Below are 16,802 nucleotides of genomic sequence, written 5' to 3' on the forward strand. Positions count from 1 at the left end.
TTGTTATACAGCGATTCCTGCGGAGCGCTTCGCTATCGCTTCACAATTACATATATTACACAATCCTGTGAACTGCTTCAATTATCAGATGATTTCAATTTAATCCCCAAAACCTGAGTATAAGCACCTCTAGCTTGAGTCACGCCAATTGTCCGCTGTGCTGATTCTATCATCGGCCGACGCAAACTCACTACAATAAATTGTGCTTGTTCCGCTTGTTGTTTAATCATTCTCGCTAACCTTTCCACATTTGCCCCATCTAAAAACATATCTACTTCATCAAAAGCATAAAACGGTGATGGACGATATCTTTGCAGTGAAAAAATAAAACTTAAAGCAGTTAAAGATTTCTCTCCCCCAGACATGGATGCAAGACGTTGTACTGGTTTACCTTTAGGGTGTGCAACGAGGTTTAAACCACTGCTAAAGGGGTCTTCGGGGTTTTCTAGTTGTAAAAAACCATCTCCATCGGATAAGGTGGCAAAAATTGATTGAAAGTTCTCATTAACTGCGTCAAATGCTTCTTTAAATGCGGTTTGACGGAGGGTGGTAAAGTTTTCAATTCTTAATAATAATTCTGTTCTTTCTGCTTCTAAGGTTTCTAATTTCTGAGTTAGTTCTTGTAAACGTCCTTCGACTATTTCATAATCGGTTAAGGCTAACATATTCACAGGTTCCATTGCCTGTAAACGTTTACCTAAACTGCGTAACTCTTTTTGTAATTCTTCTAAATCTACTTTATCTGGTACTTCTGGTAAGGGGTTGGGTAAATCTGGGGCTAGGGTTTGCAACTGAATTTTTAAAGCAGTTAAATCTTCTCTACGTTTTGCTTGGGTTTGTTGCAGTTTCTCTATTTCCCATTGTATTTTTTGCTGATGTAGTATTAATGCTCTTAATTCCTGTTCTGTTGCGTCTCTTTTCTTTTTCTCTTCTCCTAAATTCTCTTCTAGTTGTTTTAAGTGAACTTGAATAGCGGTAATTTGCTGATTTAGTTCTGTTAACTGACTGTTAACCGCTACCTGTTGACTGCTAACTGTTGTTTGTTCTTGTTGATATTCAATTATTCTTGCTTCCGATTCTGCAATTTTCTCTTGTAACCGCTGTTGTTGATTTTCGAGATTTTGTAATCTTTGTTCTACTTCTCTGACATCAGTTTCTTTTTGTTGTAATTGCTGCTCTTGATTTCTAATGGTAGCTTGGATTTCTTGCCACTCGCTGGGGGTTTGGGAGGCTTCCAACTCCAATAATGTATGTCTTAATTGTTGCAGTTGATTTTCTTGTTCCGGTAATTCCCGATCCAAAACTGCTAACCGAGTTTGAGCATGATTGAATTTTTCGCTATTTTGGGATAGTTGAGTGCGGGTATTCTGCAACTGTGCAGTTAAGGTTTTTATTTCTTTTTTAATCTGTTCTAAATATAACTCTTGTTCTCTGCGTCCCTGACGTGTCTCCGTTAATTCCAAACTTAACTGCTTACTACGAGCAGATAAATTAGTAATAGCTTCTAGACAACGGTCTAAAACTCGGTCAATATCTTTTAATCTGGTTCTTAAATTGACAACTTCTTGAGATTCCCTAGCTTCCCCGGTAGCAAATTTCAATGTTGAACGTTGGTTACTACTTCCCCCAGACATTGCACCGCTAGTTTCCAATAATTCACCATCTAAGGTGACAATGCGATAAAGTCCGATTTGTGTCCGCGCTTGTTCTAAAGTTTGAAAAACTACCGTATTACCAAAAACATACTTAAAAACTTCTTCATACTTGCGATCGCACTCTACCAAATTCATGGCATATTCCACAAACCCATCTACATAACGCAAGGTTAAGTCTGGGGTAAATTTCGGTGCTTTAATTTTATTCAAGGGTAAAAAAGTCGCTCTACCCGCACGTTTTTGTTTTAATAATTCAATTCCCGTCGCAGCAACTCGATCATCTTCTACTACAATATGTCCTAATCTTGCACCCGCAGCAGTTTCCAAAGCTGAATGATAACGAGATTCAACTTTACCCAAATCCACCACTAATCCACACAAGCCCGGTAAACCAGATTGAATAATTACCTTACTCGCATGAGTTCCTTGGACTTCTTGCTGTGCTTGGGTTTGTGCTTCCAATTTATCTAACTGACGTTGTTTATCTCGCTGTTCCTGTAATAAACGTTTTTGTGTGTCTTGTTGCAGTTGTAATTCCTGATCTGTTGCGGCGAGATTCGCTGCTAAATCTTGAATAGGTTTGTTAGCTGCATTAAAATCAGTCTCTAACTGTTCACATTCTGCTTTTTTTTGGGCTAATTGCGGTTCTAAATCAGCAATAATCTGAGATTCTTCGTTAATTAATTCCTGTAACTGTGAATTTCTTTCTCTCAGTTGTGCTTGTTCAGTTCTTTGGGGTTCAATAGTTTGTAATAAACTTTCCACTTGCCGACTTAAAGCCGTTTGCTGTTGTACCCAAGCTTCCGAAGCAGTAGCAATTCCCGCAGCAACTTGACGAGAAGATTCTAAATTTTGTCGTGCTGTATTTCTTTCATCTCGTAAAGAATTGACCTGGGAAGTTTCTAAACCTTGTTGTTGAGAAGCTTGTGATAAAGAAACTTGATATTGTTGTATTTCCTGTTGACTTTGATTTAATCGCTTATTAGTTTCTTGTAAATGAGACTCTATCTCACCTTGTTGACGTTGAAGTAGCTTTCGTTCCGCTTCCTGAGTTGCTAAATTAGACTGTACAGCTAAAAGTTCATCTTCCCCCAAAGCTTTCACACGCATATTCAGAACATCCAGAGCAGTATTTTTTTCCTCAATTTCCCGGTTTGTATTTGTCAACTGAGTCGAAAACTCACCCAAAGCAACATCACCAGCGTGGATATCATTTGCAAACTTATCCTGTTGTGCTTGGAGAGAACGCCATGATAACACAGCTTCCCAAGACTGCTTTTCTTGAAACTCCTTTTTTAACTGACGATACTTTTCTGCTTTCAACTTATCTTGATAAAGGCGATCGCGTTGTATAGTTAACTCACTCTCAATAATACGACAACTATCTTCCTTCTCCTTCACCTCATCCAAAGTTGACTTAGCTTGATTAATCTTTCTATCAAACGCAGAAACACCAGCCAACTCATCAATAATTTCTCGACGTTCCCGTGCATTCATCGAAATAATGCTCGTCACATCACCCTGTAACACCACATTATAACCCTCTGGATAAACCCGCAGATTTTCCAAATCCTCATGTAACTGAGTCAGAGTACAAGAAACCCCATTAATATAATAATTAGAAGTATAAGTTCCCTGAGTAGTCACCCGTAAACGTCTAGTGACACTCCACTCCGTTGGGGACTGGGAATTATTTTTTTCCGCTTCTACTTCCTCAACCACCCCCGCGTCTTCACTTTGCGTCTCTGCGTCTCTGCGTGAGATAATATCAGAAATATCAAAAGTCACCGTCACACTAGCCTCAACAGTGGCACGTTTTTTAGCACTTTGAGTATTATTAACCAAATCCGGCAACCTTTCAGCACGCATACCCTTAGAACTAGAAAGTCCTAAACAGAACAGCAAAGCATCCAGAATATTTGATTTTCCCGAACCATTAGGACCAGAAATGACAGTACACCCCGGTAGCAAAGGGACAGAAGTTGTACCACCGAAGGATTTAAAATTAGTCAGTTCAACACGTTTAATATGCACCATTATGGGCGCTACTTCACAATTAACCTAAAAGAACAAGTGTATCAATTATTTTTAAATATTTGCAACTATTAAGGAATATTAGATTGATTCCAAATAGTTCCAAAAAACATAGACAAATATCTCATGCCTTTCATTTGCCGGGAATAACCCCGACAGGGCGAACTACAACGCCCTCTATCCCTAGACTAAATGCTGTCGGGACTACTTTACGTAAAATATTCAAACTACCATTGACATCAGCATGAATCAATAAACCATTACCTGTTTGATAAAACTTAGTTCTGATTCTGCGACCACTAAATTTTACACTGAGCTTAGTCGAAGTGTTCACTTCTTTCGAGTCAACTTTGCCATAAGTAGGAATAGGATCTTGGTCTAAAAAAGAAGCTACAGAAGTGTAAGACTCCTCAGAAACCAATACATTTATCCCCACTAATTTCGCTTTATAACTCAACTGCTGTACAAATCGAGTATGGGGAATACAAACAAAGTTTTGATTATTTCTACTGCCCAAATTCCCATTCTGTTTCCACAAGGAATTTTGACCTATTACTAAAGTCCCAATCCCACACTTGACTAAATGGTTAATAATTAAGCGACTGGCTTTATGCAGATAATCATCTACTCGAAAATTCCGTTTTTTAGTTAAACTTTGTAGTCGTTTAGAGGTCTTTTGATGTGCAGGTAGTAAAGATTGTAAATTGGCTTTTCTTTGATTATAATAACGATTAATTGATTTGATAATCCGCCCGGAAACCAGAACTGGTATAAATCCCGGCTGGTTTGATGTTAAGGTTGCTAGATTATCTATTCCTAAATCAATCGCTGCTATGGAATTAGGGTCTAAACCATAATCTGTTTCCTCTTTTTCATAGACAACTTCTACTACATAATGGTCAATCTTGGGGACAATTCTTACTTGATTGAGATAACAATAGTCTACTTTTGTAGGAATGTGAATCTGTGTTTGTGACAGATGAATCAACCCAGATTTCATTTGGGGTTTACTCACTGCTTGGGCTGTGTAAACTAATAAATGTCTGCCTTTTTCTTTGTGTTTATATTTGGGTAATTTGGGTCTGCCTAAAAATTTAGATTTATCTTCTGCATAAGCTTTAATTGCTGCAAAAAAAGATGACCAGTTGCGATGTAATCCTAATAATACTTGTTGGGCAACTTTGGCTGGTAAGGCCTGGTATGGTTCTGTCCCTTTTAATTGTTTTGCTAAACAATTGTAGTCAAGATATTTTTGAGTAAAGATGAAACTTTGGCGAATATGGAAGTTAGCATAATTGTAGAGGTTTTTGGCAGCAAAACACAATTTATCAATCTCCTGATAATGGGGATGATTTCTTTGAATGATATGCCGCTCGACTACTTGCATACACTAACTGGTTTCTATGAATATTCGCCCATATATACTAACATATCTTCGGGCTGATAATGCACAATTCTCGCTCATTTCCCTTTACTAGAGCAAACCTGTATAAGTGATTTTAGCTGACTTCTGTGTGATTAATGACTATAGATGACTATATTTGTCTATAAATTCGGCGAAGTTTTACAATACATAAAAAATATATATTAACATCTTAGTGAATATAGGATTAATATTTGAATTTTGAAAAAGTTAGGTATTGTAGGGTGTGTTAGAACGAAGTTCGTAACGCACCAAACCCTTGATAATGGTGCGTTACGCTATCGCTAACGCACCCTACTGTCTGTGTTCTTCGCACATTTGTGGTTCGTTACTCTTAAAATTCTCAATTCAAGATGAAACAATACTACCAAAATTTTATCATTCGTGACTGGCAACAGAGCGATCGCCAGTTAGCGGCAGCAGTAATTAGTTCAGTATTATCAGAATATGGCTTAGGATGGGAAGCTGAAGGTGCAGACAGAGATGTTTTAGAAGTTGAGGAATATTACTTAAAAACTGGCGGTGAATTTTGGGTAATTGAACACCAAAATAACATAGTAGGTACAGGTGCATATTATCCCATAGAAAGGGGAGACAACGCTGTAGAAATCAGAAAAATGTATATTTTACCCAAATTTAGAGGATTAGGATTAGGGAAATATTTATTACAAGAACTAGAAACAGCAATATTCAAACGTGGATTTAAGCAAATTTGGATTGAGACTGCAAGTATATTAAAAGAAGCAGTCCAGCTTTATGAGACTAATGGTTATATTCCCACTATAGGAGTAGAAACCCAAAGGTGCGATCGCGTGTATATGAAAGTGAGGTGACAGGGAACAGGTGACAGGTGACAGCAGGAGAGATGGGAAAATGGGGAGGATGAATAACCTAATGACTAACAAATAATAACTATGTTTAAAAATTTACTCAATCTATTACTACAAAATAACTGTCCGATTTGTCAGCACAGCACACAAAATCAAATTTGTCAATACTGTGCCAAACAACTGCAAAGCTGTCAATTACAAAACCCCAAAGCTTTATGGAAAAAGCCATTACCCGTTTTTGCTTGGGGGAGTTATGGGGGAACATTAAAGAGAGCAATTGCCGTCATGAAATATGAAAACCACCCAGAAATCGGGCGGTTATTAGGTCAGTATCTAGGAGAAATTTGGCTATTAAATTGTACATCAGAAAATAAAAAATCTGTAATTGTACCCATCCCATTACACAGTAAAAAATTAAAAGAGAGAGGTTTTAACCAAGCTGAACTCATTGCACGAGGTTTTTGTGAAACAACAGGGTTAAAATTAAAAGCAAAAGGTTTAACCAGAATCAAAGATACTAAAGCTCAGTTTAGTGTTTCAGGTACAGAAAGAGAACAGAATTTAGCAGATGCTTTTGCTTTAGGATCGGATTTTAAACGTCCTCATCCAGATACACAAGTATTATTAGTAGATGATATTTATACAACAGGTGCAACAGTCAAATCTGCTATACACACACTTAATCAAAATAACATTAATGTACTAGGTGTAGCTACTATAGCAGTAACAGCTAAAACATAGAATTAGTCCATTGTATATGGGCAAATTATAGGTAAAAAATCTATAATTGACAAAATTATGACCAATGCTAGAAAAACAAAGTTTGAATTTATGAATAAAACTTTTAAGGAGAAAATCAGAAAAATTATATTAATTCCTGTAACTATACTAACTATGAGTTTAAGTATAAGTACAGGAATTGCTCAAGAAAATAACTCTGCGGATAACAATAAAAACCTATATAAACCTATTCCCTTAAATCCCAGTGGGGAAGTTACTGATATGTTAACTATCAAAGATATTCCCACAGGTCAGGGAGGTTTTGCCCGTGATTATAGTATTAAACTAGAAAAAGGTGACAATTTAGCTATTGATTTATCATCAGAAAACTTTGACACCATCATTACACTGTTAGCTCCTAATGGTGCAACAGTAGGAGAGAATGATGATGGACCAGACGGTACAAGTAATTCTCTATTATTTACCCGCATTACCGAAACAGGAAATTACATTGTGCGTGTACGTTCTTTTGGAGAAACAGGAGTAGGAAATTTTAAACTCAAAGTCACAAAGTTGATACCAGTAAAATAAATTTATCGTAGGGGGTTTAGCACTGCTAAACCCTTACACACGTATTTATATCATTTGATCTAAACTGTGGCTTTTTCTAACATCAATTTAGAACGCTTCATCTGTTCAGGAATAGCTAAAGGATAATCACCTGTAAAACAAGCAGAACAGAAACTATTAGTATCTTCCCTGGTTGTTTCTAACATTCCTTCCCAACTTAAATAAGCAAGGGTATCAACTTCTAATAACTTGGTAATTTCCTCTACTGATTTTGTCGCAGCAATTAATTGATCCTGAGTATCCGTATCAATACCAAAGAAACAAGGATGGGTGACAGGAGGAGAAGAAATTCTCATGTGTACTTCCGCAGCACCTGCATCACGCAAAGCTTTAACCAGTTTACGGCTAGTAGTTCCCCTGACAATGGAATCATCAATTATTACTACCCGCTTACCCAATAAAACATCTTTTAAGGGATTCAATTTCATTTTAATTCCCGTTTCGCGCATACTTTGGGTTGGTTGAATAAATGTCCTACCGACGTAGCGATTTTTAATCAACCCTTCACCATAAGCTATTCCTGATGTTTGGGAAAAACCAATGGCCGCTGGTATGCCAGAATCAGGTACACCAAATACTAAGTCAGCTTCGATGGGTGATTCTTCTGCCAGTTTCCGGCCTAACCGCATCCGATAGCTGTATAAAGTTTCATTATGTACTACACTATCAGGACGGGCAAAGTATATCATTTCAAAGATACATAACTTGCGTTTTGCTTCTTGATTCCAAGGGAAGGATGCTAAACCATTTTCGGTGATCCAAACTAACTCCCCTGGTTCAACATCACGCAGATATTCAGCACCAATAATATCTAACGCACAGGTTTCGGAAGCAAGTACATAACGCACAGGATTACTTTCTAAAGTACCAATAACTAAGGGACGAATGCCATTAGAATCACGTGTTCCCATCACACCATCAGGTGTACCAATTACTAGACTAAATGCACCTTGACAGCGATGAAAAGCACGAATTGCCCCTTCTAACCATTCTGCACCAGCATTGACTTCTTCGGCGATCGCATAGGCAATCATTTCTGAATCTGTGGTTGTGACTAAGTTAACATTAGTCTTGAGCAATTCTTCCCGTAACTGCATGGTATTGACTAAATTACCATTATGTGCCAAAGCCAAATTACCTAAACGAGTTTCCACCACAGCAGGTTGAGCATTAGCTTTGCGACTAGAACCAGTGGTAGAATAACGGGTATGACCAACCGCAATATCACCGGGTAATTCGTCTAAAATTGTTTCGCTAAATACTTGGGACACCAAACCCATATCTTTATGCTGGTGTACATACTTACCCTCAAAGGTAGCAATACCAGCAGATTCTTGACCCCGATGTTGCAGGGCATATAATCCAAAGTATGCCATTCTGGCCACATCTTGTTCTGGGGCATAGATGCCAAAAACACCACAAGCTTCTTCTGGCTTGTCTGGACGATTTGTAATGATGTTAATAGATTGATCAGAAGTGAGAGAATGCTTGGGAATCATGCTGGTTTTTGCTCCTGGTGGGGTGTCGTAAATGGGGAGGTGGGGAGATGGGGAGATGGGGAGATGGGGAGATGGGGAGAAATTTTTTATATTCCCTATTTCCTTTACTGTCACCTGTCACCTGTCAACTATCACCTTCTTCCTGCCTCTTAATAAATCTTTAACCATCCAATAAAACAGTACCGTAATTTGGTCAAGGATGGAGGATGAATTGTAAATTTTCATGCTTGATCCTTGACATTTATTCTGTCTATGTATTGGTATAAAGAGCGAGACGTTGAGCGATCGCCTGATCGTAGACGTTACTCATATCGGCAATGCTGACTTTAATGACTGCTTGGTTATCGGTAGTAGAAACTGTTAATCCTGTTTCTAAGTTAGCAACTATGCCTAATTTTTGCCAATTTTCTCCTAAATTTTCCTGTAAACAGGATTCCCAAATTTCCTGATTTTCCGCATTTACAGAAACTAAAATTCTCGCACCACCTTCACCAAACAGCACTTCATCCCAGCGAGAATCATAATTTGCAGAGATGCCTAAATTGATATCTGCCCCCAACTTACCACTTAAACAACATTCTGCCAAAGCTACCATTAAACCACCCTCAGCCGGATCATGTGCTGAACGCACCCATCCAGAACGAATACCCTCACGACAAACCTTTTGTACATTCCGTTCCAAATCAAAATCAACTCTTGGTGGTCTACCAGCAATTGTATTGTGAATCGTTGCTAAATATTCAGAAGCACCTAATTCAACTTTAGATTTTACAGGTAAACCCAACAGGTAAATTACATCACCTTCATTTTTCCAACCCTGACCACAGATTTTATCCAAATCCTCAATTAAACCAACCATTCCCACCACCGGAGTCGGATAAATAGGCTGAGGATTTCCCTGAGCATCAAAAGTTTCATTATACAAAGAAACATTACCACCAGTTACAGGTGTAGAAAACTCCCCACATCCTTCACTCAAACCCCGACAAGCAGAGGCTAATTGCCAATAACCAATGGGTTTTTCTGGACTACCAAAATTGAGGTTATCCGTCACTGCCAGGGGTTCAGCACCCACACAGCTAAGATTCCGGGCAGCTTCAGCTACCACCGCCTTAGCCCCCTCATAGGGATCTAAATAAACATAACGAGAATTACAATCAACTGTAGCTGCAACACCGCTGTTATGACTGGTAACTGGGGCAGAATTTAAAGGACGTAAACGAACTACCGCCGCATCTGCTCCACCGGGTAACAAGACAGTATTATTCTGTACTTGATGGTCATATTGGCGATACACCCAACTTTTAGAAGCAATGGTAGGAGTACCGAGCAAATTTAATAAAATATCTTGCCAAGTTTGCAACTTATTATTAACTTCAATTCCCGTAATATTACAGTTAGGCAAATTTGCAGATGTCCATTCCCAAGCTGTTTTTGCATATTCAGGAGGTTCTGCTAATAGTTCCCGTTCATACAAAGGTGTATTTTCTGCCAAAGCATCAGCGGGAATTTCGGCGGCAATTTCACCCTGAAACAAAATTCTGACAATGGGTTCTGCAATCACAGTCCCTGCAACTACCGCTTGTAGTCCCCAACGGTGGAAAATATCAATTAATTCCTGTTCTCGTCCTTTTTGGGCCACAAACAGCATTCTTTCCTGGGATTCGGAAAGCAAATATTCATAAGGAATCATTCCGTACTCACGAGCCGGAATTTTATCTAAGTCAAATTCAACACCTACACCACCCTTGGCGGCCATTTCCGAAGTAGAACAAGTTATACCTGCTGCACCCATATCTTGAGCCGCAACTACAGCCCCGGTTTTAAATGCTTCTAAACAGGCTTCAATTAAAGACTTCTCTAAAAATGGGTCGCCTACTTGCACCGCAGGACGGTTATCCATTGACTCATCGGTTAATTCTGCACTGGCAAAACTCGCACCACCCATACCATCCCGTCCGGTGGTTGAACCTACATATAAAACCGGGTTGCCAATTCCTGAAGCACCGGATTTGACTATTTCTGGTGTTTCCATTAATCCCAGTGCCATGACATTAACCAAGGGATTTCCTGAATAGGCTTTGTCAAAATAGACTTCTCCACCTACCGTGGGAACACCGACACAGTTACCATAATGGGAAATTCCGGCTACAACGCCGTTAAATAATCTTTGGGTTTTGGGGTCATCTAAATTACCAAAGCGGAGAGAATTTAATAAAGCGATGGGACGCGCACCCATTGTAAATATATCTCTTAATATACCTCCCACACCGGTTGCCGCACCTTGGAAGGGTTCAACAGCGGAGGGGTGGTTATGGGATTCGATTTTAAACGCTAGTTGTAGTCCATTGCCGATATCCACAACGCCAGCATTTTCACCGGGTCCTACTAAGATGCGGGGGCCTGTGGTGGGAAACTGTTTGAGGAGGGGACGGGAATTTTTATAGCAACAATGTTCAGACCACATTACGCCAAACATACCTAGTTCGGCTTTGTTGGGGTGACGACCTAAGCGGCGGACAATTTCGGTATATTCTTCTGGTTTAATGCCTTCTGAGGCGATTTCTTGGGGTGAAAAGGGACTTTCGGTGGTCATGACTTAAATTATGCACCAAGAGGATAGATGATTATTTTATCTGTTTACGCATCATATCTATAATTGCTACTTAAATTAAAACTTCAACTTCCTGGGCGATACTTGTAGGCTGGGGAATTGCTAAACCACAGAAATCAAGCATTAGCTGACACTAAAAATTAATTATCCTGACGCACACCATTAACCACTGGCTTAATATTCCGATCAGAAAAGGGATCAGTACCACCAGTCCAGTTAAAATCACTGATGCGAATACTAAAACCACCTAATTCTAAAACCGGGTTGTAACGTAAAGTAATACCATAGGTGCGCCGGCTATATTCTAATGTATAATCAGTGCTACTTTCTTGACCTGTATCTAGGTTAATGGAAGTTTGAAAACCTAAACGAATCGGGCCATAAACTTGTTGAGAAATTCCCGCACTGAGGACTTTATTATCAACGGAACGATCAAACAAAAATGGTGATAAACCGCTGTTAAAACCTTGGGAATAACTAACATTAAAAGCGGTGTAATCTAAAAATGGTTTAGAAAAATTACCCACCTGTCCCACTAAACCAATTGTTCCAGTTAAGGTACTTTGATTATCGCCACTGGTGTAATAGCTTGTAGTACCTGTGACACCTGCGATCGCCTGTAAATAAGGAACAACAGGATTAGGAGTATATTTTAAACCTTCTGTTGCTGTAGGTTCTAAAGGTTTACCTTGCCATAACAAAAAACCTTTACCCAGGGCGACACTACCCTGTAACCTACCTAAAGAAACACGATTATTTTTTCTGTCAACTTCTAATAAATCTTGCCGATCAGTATTAGCATTAATATATTGAGCGCCACCTTGATAACTCAAGTTAACACCACTATTACCTAAAGGAATCACTGGAGAAGTAATTACACCACCAATACTACTTTGCACAGTTTGAAAACCAAGAGTACCATTATAAAGGCGATCGCGGTAGCTTGCTTCTAAATTCAAAGTGTGGGGATTCACATCACCCAAAGTTTGACGTAACCTCAAACTCCCCCGCAAATTATCCTCTACCTGATTCAAATCCAGACTGGTTAATTCTCCCCTCCCTTCAACAGTAGTTTTTGCACCCAACACACTATTAAATTTGCTAGTCACACCAAACAAATCTGCCACATTACTACTATCTTCAAAAGCCTTTTGGATAAAAAATTGTGGTGTAATAGTCCAGCGAGTTTGATCATTATTAATTGCAGAAACATGACGTTCTACATACAAACCGCCACGATTACCATTGTCATAACCAGGAGAAACAATAAATGGATTTATATCCCTTTCTCGCCGATCAATTGTTTGATTATTAATGGGGATCGGTAAACTAAAATTTTGATCAAAAACTAATCTTTGATTTTGAGTCGTAATTCTATCTACTAAAGGCGCTTCTTTTGTTAAAGTCACCTTAGAGGCTCTTAATTCTAACTCTGGCGGAGAAAAAGGATCATTAGTAATTTTCACATCCTCAGCTTGCCAACCACGGGGGTAAAAATCAATTCTTTGCGCTTCAAACCGCATCCGCTTGACTACACCACCAGATTCAGCCACAGGAAGATTACTAGCATCTGGTTGACCACCAAGGTTAACATTAATACCACCAGGACTGCTAACACCTGTAGTTGGTTGATTAGCACGAATGCGATCGCTAGGTGGCCGACTAGGAACACCACCAGCTGTTAAATCTGCACTAGGAGCGGGATCAAAGGCAAAATCTCTCTCAGTAGTCGGAATATAAATTTCCCCACTACCATTTTGCAAATCCCCAGTATCCTGGACAAAATTATAAGTAAAACGCTCTCCCCTAAATACCTGATTACCTCTGGTTAAAGCCACATTTCCCTCACCCACAGCAATTAAATTATCTAAATTTACCTGTAGGCGATCGGCATCTACCACCGCACCATCAAACCGTACCACCACATTACCTTCAGCAGTAACGACTCGTCTTTGCTCATCATATTCTTGACGGTCTGCAATTACTTCTACTACCCTTTTTCTGACTTCTGCGTTTTGCTCAGAAGACTGTTTTGGTAAAGGAAATTCAACAGTAGTAGGAGCAGATTGTTGGTTATTGGGATTACGAGGTTTAAACTCAATAATATTTTGTACAGGTAAAGAAGTGGGAGGATTTTCTGATATCTCTAGAGAGCCAGAAATGTTAATCTGATCTCCTAATTTCTCTAAATTTACATCTTTACCTGAAGTATTTTGCTGTGGTGCTAAAGTCGGCGTTTTAATAACAACAGGGGATTGAGATAAAAATAATTTTTGGTCGTTAACGACTCCACCATGAGTTGGAAATGTAGCGAATGGTGTTTTGTTAATCTCGACTTTTTCCTGTAGCTGATTACTTACATTTAAGGAATTTCCTAAAACTTCCGCACTTTTAGAAACCGTGGCAGGAGAAAATTCTGGAGGTAAGTTTTCTGGAACAGGAGAAGAAGATAAAGGTTGAGTAACTGCGGAATTATCTTGATGGTTTTGAGTAAGATTTACTGAACCATCAACATCATGATGATCATTTTTTCCTAAAATTACCTGTTGCTCAATAGAATTTTTATCCTCTACCACAGCAACGGCCAGAGGAATACTAGGTTGTATATATTCTTGAATAGGAAGCGAATCAGGTGGCAAAACTGGGTGAAGCATATTTGGTGGAAAATCAAGCTAACAAAAAGCCAGATATTAAGCCGGAAGGATCTATTACACATTTGCCTTCCGACTTCACCTGCTGATGACTTGCAGCAGCCGACAAAGGGGAGGACACTAAATCGTTTGTTCAGATTTGTGCCAATTTTCAGGCATTTAGTGTCTTCTACCTTCCAGCAGTTGCAGGAATTAAGGGAATTCTTACTCTAAATCCCGACGACCGGGGTTACGAGCAGGGTCATTAGACAAAAAGCCAAATATGAAAATTCCAACAAAGAGGCCTACAACAATATAAACAGCGATTTTTAAAGTCACCATAGCAATATCTCCCAGGGGTAAGACAAAAAATTTATCAGCAATCTGCTACGCAGAAAAGATAGCTTCTCTATCTTACCCATATCTGGCTCTTTTTTGGAGGTATAACCAAAGTCAAGAGTCAAAAAGCAATGTTTATAAGTGAGTATCTCACTATAACTTTGTTTTGATGTTTGGCAATATTCACAACAACTGGACTTTGGTTATGTTGCTTGACGTTAGTTGATGTTTCAGGTTTCCCCCTTAACGCTGATTAATCTTGATCAACTCTTTGCTAATTCTGCTTTTAACTACTTTGGCAGGTATACCTACAGCTATGGAATAGGGAGGAATATCTTTATTTACCACTGCTCCGGCCCCAATCACGCTACCTTTGCCAATTGTGACACCATCCAATACAGTGACTCCATGTCCCAACCAACAATCATCTTCAATCACTATTCCCTGCCGAGTAGTACCTTGCTCTTTTATGGGTAAGGAAACATCAGCAAAATTATGATTATTGGCATAAATTCCGGAATGGGATGCAATCATACATTGCTTGCCAATTCTAATATCTCCTGGCCCGGCAATACAAACATTAGGAGCGATGAATGTTTGATCATCAATATGGATACAAGTATCTTCTAAACAGCCGATGTCAACGTTACGTTCTAAAGCTACTTGGTTTCCTAAATAAATTCTATTATTTGGATGTCCTTTCGCATCTAAACGTACATTTTTAAAGATGTGTACTCCATCACCAAGTTCAATGGCAGATGTATTGATAAATTCCACGCTATGCTGAATATATACGTCTTTTCCCATGGACGTAAACAAATTACGATATAGCAATCTTCTCAGTTGTGGACCAAAGGCAATCTTGGGAACATCTCCCAATAAGGTAGTTACTAAAAGTTCTTGAAATCTTTGTAGTTTATGAGAATATTTTTGGTTCATCATGCTTACGAATATTTTAGTAACAACTATTTCACATCAATCAGCAATAGGTAAGTAAACAAATGCAATTTTTAAAGGTTTGATTTTCTATTTATTCCCATCTACTAAATTATTGACTGAACACTGGCAACTTTAGTTACTAAGATTGAGTTTAGATTGGGGGTAATTATCTTAGTATTCAAGGGTTTTGGTCATAAATGACTCATTTATTCTCTTGTTTTTAGGTCAATAAGTGAAAAATATGTTGATCATGAAACTTAAATTAATCAACATATTTCCTTTATAGTTAATCAAGTCAAAAGATTAATCTATAATTATGCTGAAATTAATTGTCTATTCTCATACTTGAAAGATACCGTTGATATCTAATATCAAAAATTCAATTGGCAAGATTATCCTATCGCTCGATCTAGTACAGCATGGCATAAATAAACCAACCATTTCCAATTTCTACAAAGCTTACTCCGTATTATTTTTTAATTTTAACTTCGGCAATGCGGTACTAGGCGATCGCAGATTCTCTAGGATTGTCATATACTACAGATGCGTCTACAGTTGTACAGATTATCCATACTTTAAATGAGAATCTTATTTGTGTTTGTTACAACTGTTATAAATGAATATGCTCAAAAAACATTTATCTATTAATTAAAACGATTTGCAGTTCTTAATCCCTGACTCATTAATAGATCATGTAATTTTTATTTAACGATCATGTAATAGAAATCATAATTTACATCCTTTCTAGGATCATAGACTTAAATCAGTAAATTTATGGTAAATTTACAAAATGATACGGGGAAAACTCATCTTTAATTATGTATCGCTCATACTACTTACATAATTATTTGCATATTGATAAATATTTAAGGTGGATTATCACCAACTTCTGCCATAACATTAAAATTGATCATTGGTACAAATAAATAAGCTCTTCCGTGACTACTATGGCACTCGTCTGGCAAAAAAATTGTGGAGTGTAATAATTTAATCCTCCCAAAAAAATGCGTTAAAAGATAAAAAATCACTGTTTTAGATACATTGCCAATTTTGATTACAGTTTACATTCACAATAACATGATTTATTTTTTATGGGATATTTTTAATTAAAATTTTTGATATGACATATTGTATATATCTACATCTCATTTTTGATAAAAATTGAGTATAATTTGGGTGTTTAATGAGATTTTGATACTTTTAAATCTGCGGTATTTAGCCTCACTAAGACATTGTTGAGAATCATTGAGTATTTCTATATATACTTCGTAATTTTGGATCTTTCAGCCTATAAAACTCAAAAATAATTTAAAATAAATAAATTTAAAATAATTTTTTTGCTAATTCCACTTACAATATTTAAGTATTAAACATGGATCACAGGTAATCAAACCTGATATTTGCTGGGATGATCATTCAGGGATGAACTTTATTTATACATGATTTTGACAAGCAAAACTTTTCACCAAGTAGACAAGTGTAAAGATGT

The 16,802-nt window shown here is 37.9% G+C and carries 10 protein-coding genes; 3 read left to right on the top strand and 7 right to left on the bottom strand.

The window, feature by feature from the left end; all coding sequences use genetic code 11:
* Positions 1-77 precede the first annotated feature (77 nt).
* Together smc and WJM97_RS04075 are read right to left on the bottom strand one after the other, a co-directional pair.
* A complete protein-coding gene (smc, locus tag WJM97_RS04070; protein WP_353931769.1) occupies positions 78-3,692 on the bottom strand; it encodes a chromosome segregation protein SMC in 3,615 nt (1,204 codons plus the stop codon).
* A gap of 130 nt (positions 3,693-3,822) precedes the next feature.
* The gene (locus WJM97_RS04075) at positions 3,823-5,076 is read right to left on the bottom strand and encodes a transposase (RefSeq protein WP_353931770.1); all 1,254 of its coding nucleotides are present in this window, start codon (positions 5,074-5,076) and stop codon (positions 3,823-3,825) included.
* A gap of 389 nt (positions 5,077-5,465) precedes the next feature.
* Between WJM97_RS04075 and WJM97_RS04080 the strand changes: the two genes are divergently transcribed.
* From WJM97_RS04080 to WJM97_RS04090, 3 genes are all read left to right on the top strand, one after another.
* The gene (locus tag WJM97_RS04080; RefSeq protein WP_353931771.1) at positions 5,466-5,945 is read left to right on the top strand and encodes a GNAT family N-acetyltransferase; all 480 of its coding nucleotides are present in this window, start codon (positions 5,466-5,468) and stop codon (positions 5,943-5,945) included.
* An 81-nt stretch (positions 5,946-6,026) separates the two neighbouring features.
* Positions 6,027-6,683 carry a ComF family protein gene (locus WJM97_RS04085; RefSeq protein ID WP_353931772.1) on the top strand — a complete coding sequence of 219 codons (657 nt, stop codon included), beginning with the start codon at positions 6,027-6,029 and terminating at the stop codon, positions 6,681-6,683.
* A 90-nt stretch (positions 6,684-6,773) separates the two neighbouring features.
* Entirely contained in the window at positions 6,774-7,253 is a 480-nt protein-coding gene (locus tag WJM97_RS04090; protein ID WP_353931773.1) for a PPC domain-containing protein, read from the top strand.
* Between the two features lie 59 nt (positions 7,254-7,312).
* Here the strand turns inward: WJM97_RS04090 and purF are convergent, their stop codons facing one another.
* From purF to WJM97_RS04115, 5 genes are all read right to left on the bottom strand, one after another.
* On the bottom strand, positions 7,313-8,791 hold the full coding sequence (gene purF, locus WJM97_RS04095; protein WP_353933102.1) for an amidophosphoribosyltransferase: 1,479 nt from the start codon (positions 8,789-8,791) through the stop codon (positions 7,313-7,315).
* Between the two features lie 250 nt (positions 8,792-9,041).
* Positions 9,042-11,387, bottom strand: a complete 2,346-nt coding sequence (gene purL / locus WJM97_RS04100; RefSeq protein WP_353931774.1) for a phosphoribosylformylglycinamidine synthase subunit PurL — start codon at positions 11,385-11,387, stop codon at positions 9,042-9,044.
* A 158-nt stretch (positions 11,388-11,545) separates the two neighbouring features.
* Positions 11,546-14,059 (bottom strand): DUF3769 domain-containing protein, encoded by a 2,514-nt coding sequence (locus tag WJM97_RS04105; protein ID WP_353931775.1) that lies wholly within the window; start codon positions 14,057-14,059, stop codon positions 11,546-11,548.
* A 201-nt stretch (positions 14,060-14,260) separates the two neighbouring features.
* Positions 14,261-14,377 carry a photosystem II reaction center protein I gene (locus WJM97_RS04110; protein ID WP_353931776.1) on the bottom strand — a complete coding sequence of 39 codons (117 nt, stop codon included), beginning with the start codon at positions 14,375-14,377 and terminating at the stop codon, positions 14,261-14,263.
* Between the two features lie 240 nt (positions 14,378-14,617).
* Positions 14,618-15,316: an acyltransferase gene (locus WJM97_RS04115; protein WP_353931777.1), complete on the bottom strand. Its 699-nt coding sequence runs from the start codon at positions 15,314-15,316 to the stop codon at positions 14,618-14,620.
* Positions 15,317-16,802: the final 1,486 nt, after the last annotated feature.

Source organism: Okeanomitos corallinicola TIOX110 (assembly GCF_038050375.1).
Taxonomy (GTDB): Bacteria; Cyanobacteriota; Cyanobacteriia; order Cyanobacteriales; family Nostocaceae; genus Okeanomitos; species Okeanomitos corallinicola.

Coding starts and splice junctions, on each gene's coding strand:
- smc (WP_353931769.1), bottom strand. CDS start 3,692: ATGGTGCATATTAAACGTGTTGAACTGACTAATTTTAAATCCTTCGGT.
- WJM97_RS04075 (WP_353931770.1), bottom strand. CDS start 5,076: ATGCAAGTAGTCGAGCGGCATATCATTCAAAGAAATCATCCCCATTAT.
- WJM97_RS04080 (WP_353931771.1), top strand. CDS start 5,466: ATGAAACAATACTACCAAAATTTTATCATTCGTGACTGGCAACAGAGC.
- WJM97_RS04085 (WP_353931772.1), top strand. CDS start 6,027: ATGTTTAAAAATTTACTCAATCTATTACTACAAAATAACTGTCCGATT.
- WJM97_RS04090 (WP_353931773.1), top strand. CDS start 6,774: ATGAATAAAACTTTTAAGGAGAAAATCAGAAAAATTATATTAATTCCT.
- purF (WP_353933102.1), bottom strand. CDS start 8,791: ATGATTCCCAAGCATTCTCTCACTTCTGATCAATCTATTAACATCATT.
- purL (WP_353931774.1), bottom strand. CDS start 11,387: ATGACCACCGAAAGTCCCTTTTCACCCCAAGAAATCGCCTCAGAAGGC.
- WJM97_RS04105 (WP_353931775.1), bottom strand. CDS start 14,059: ATGCTTCACCCAGTTTTGCCACCTGATTCGCTTCCTATTCAAGAATAT.
- WJM97_RS04110 (WP_353931776.1), bottom strand. CDS start 14,377: ATGGTGACTTTAAAAATCGCTGTTTATATTGTTGTAGGCCTCTTTGTT.
- WJM97_RS04115 (WP_353931777.1), bottom strand. CDS start 15,316: ATGATGAACCAAAAATATTCTCATAAACTACAAAGATTTCAAGAACTT.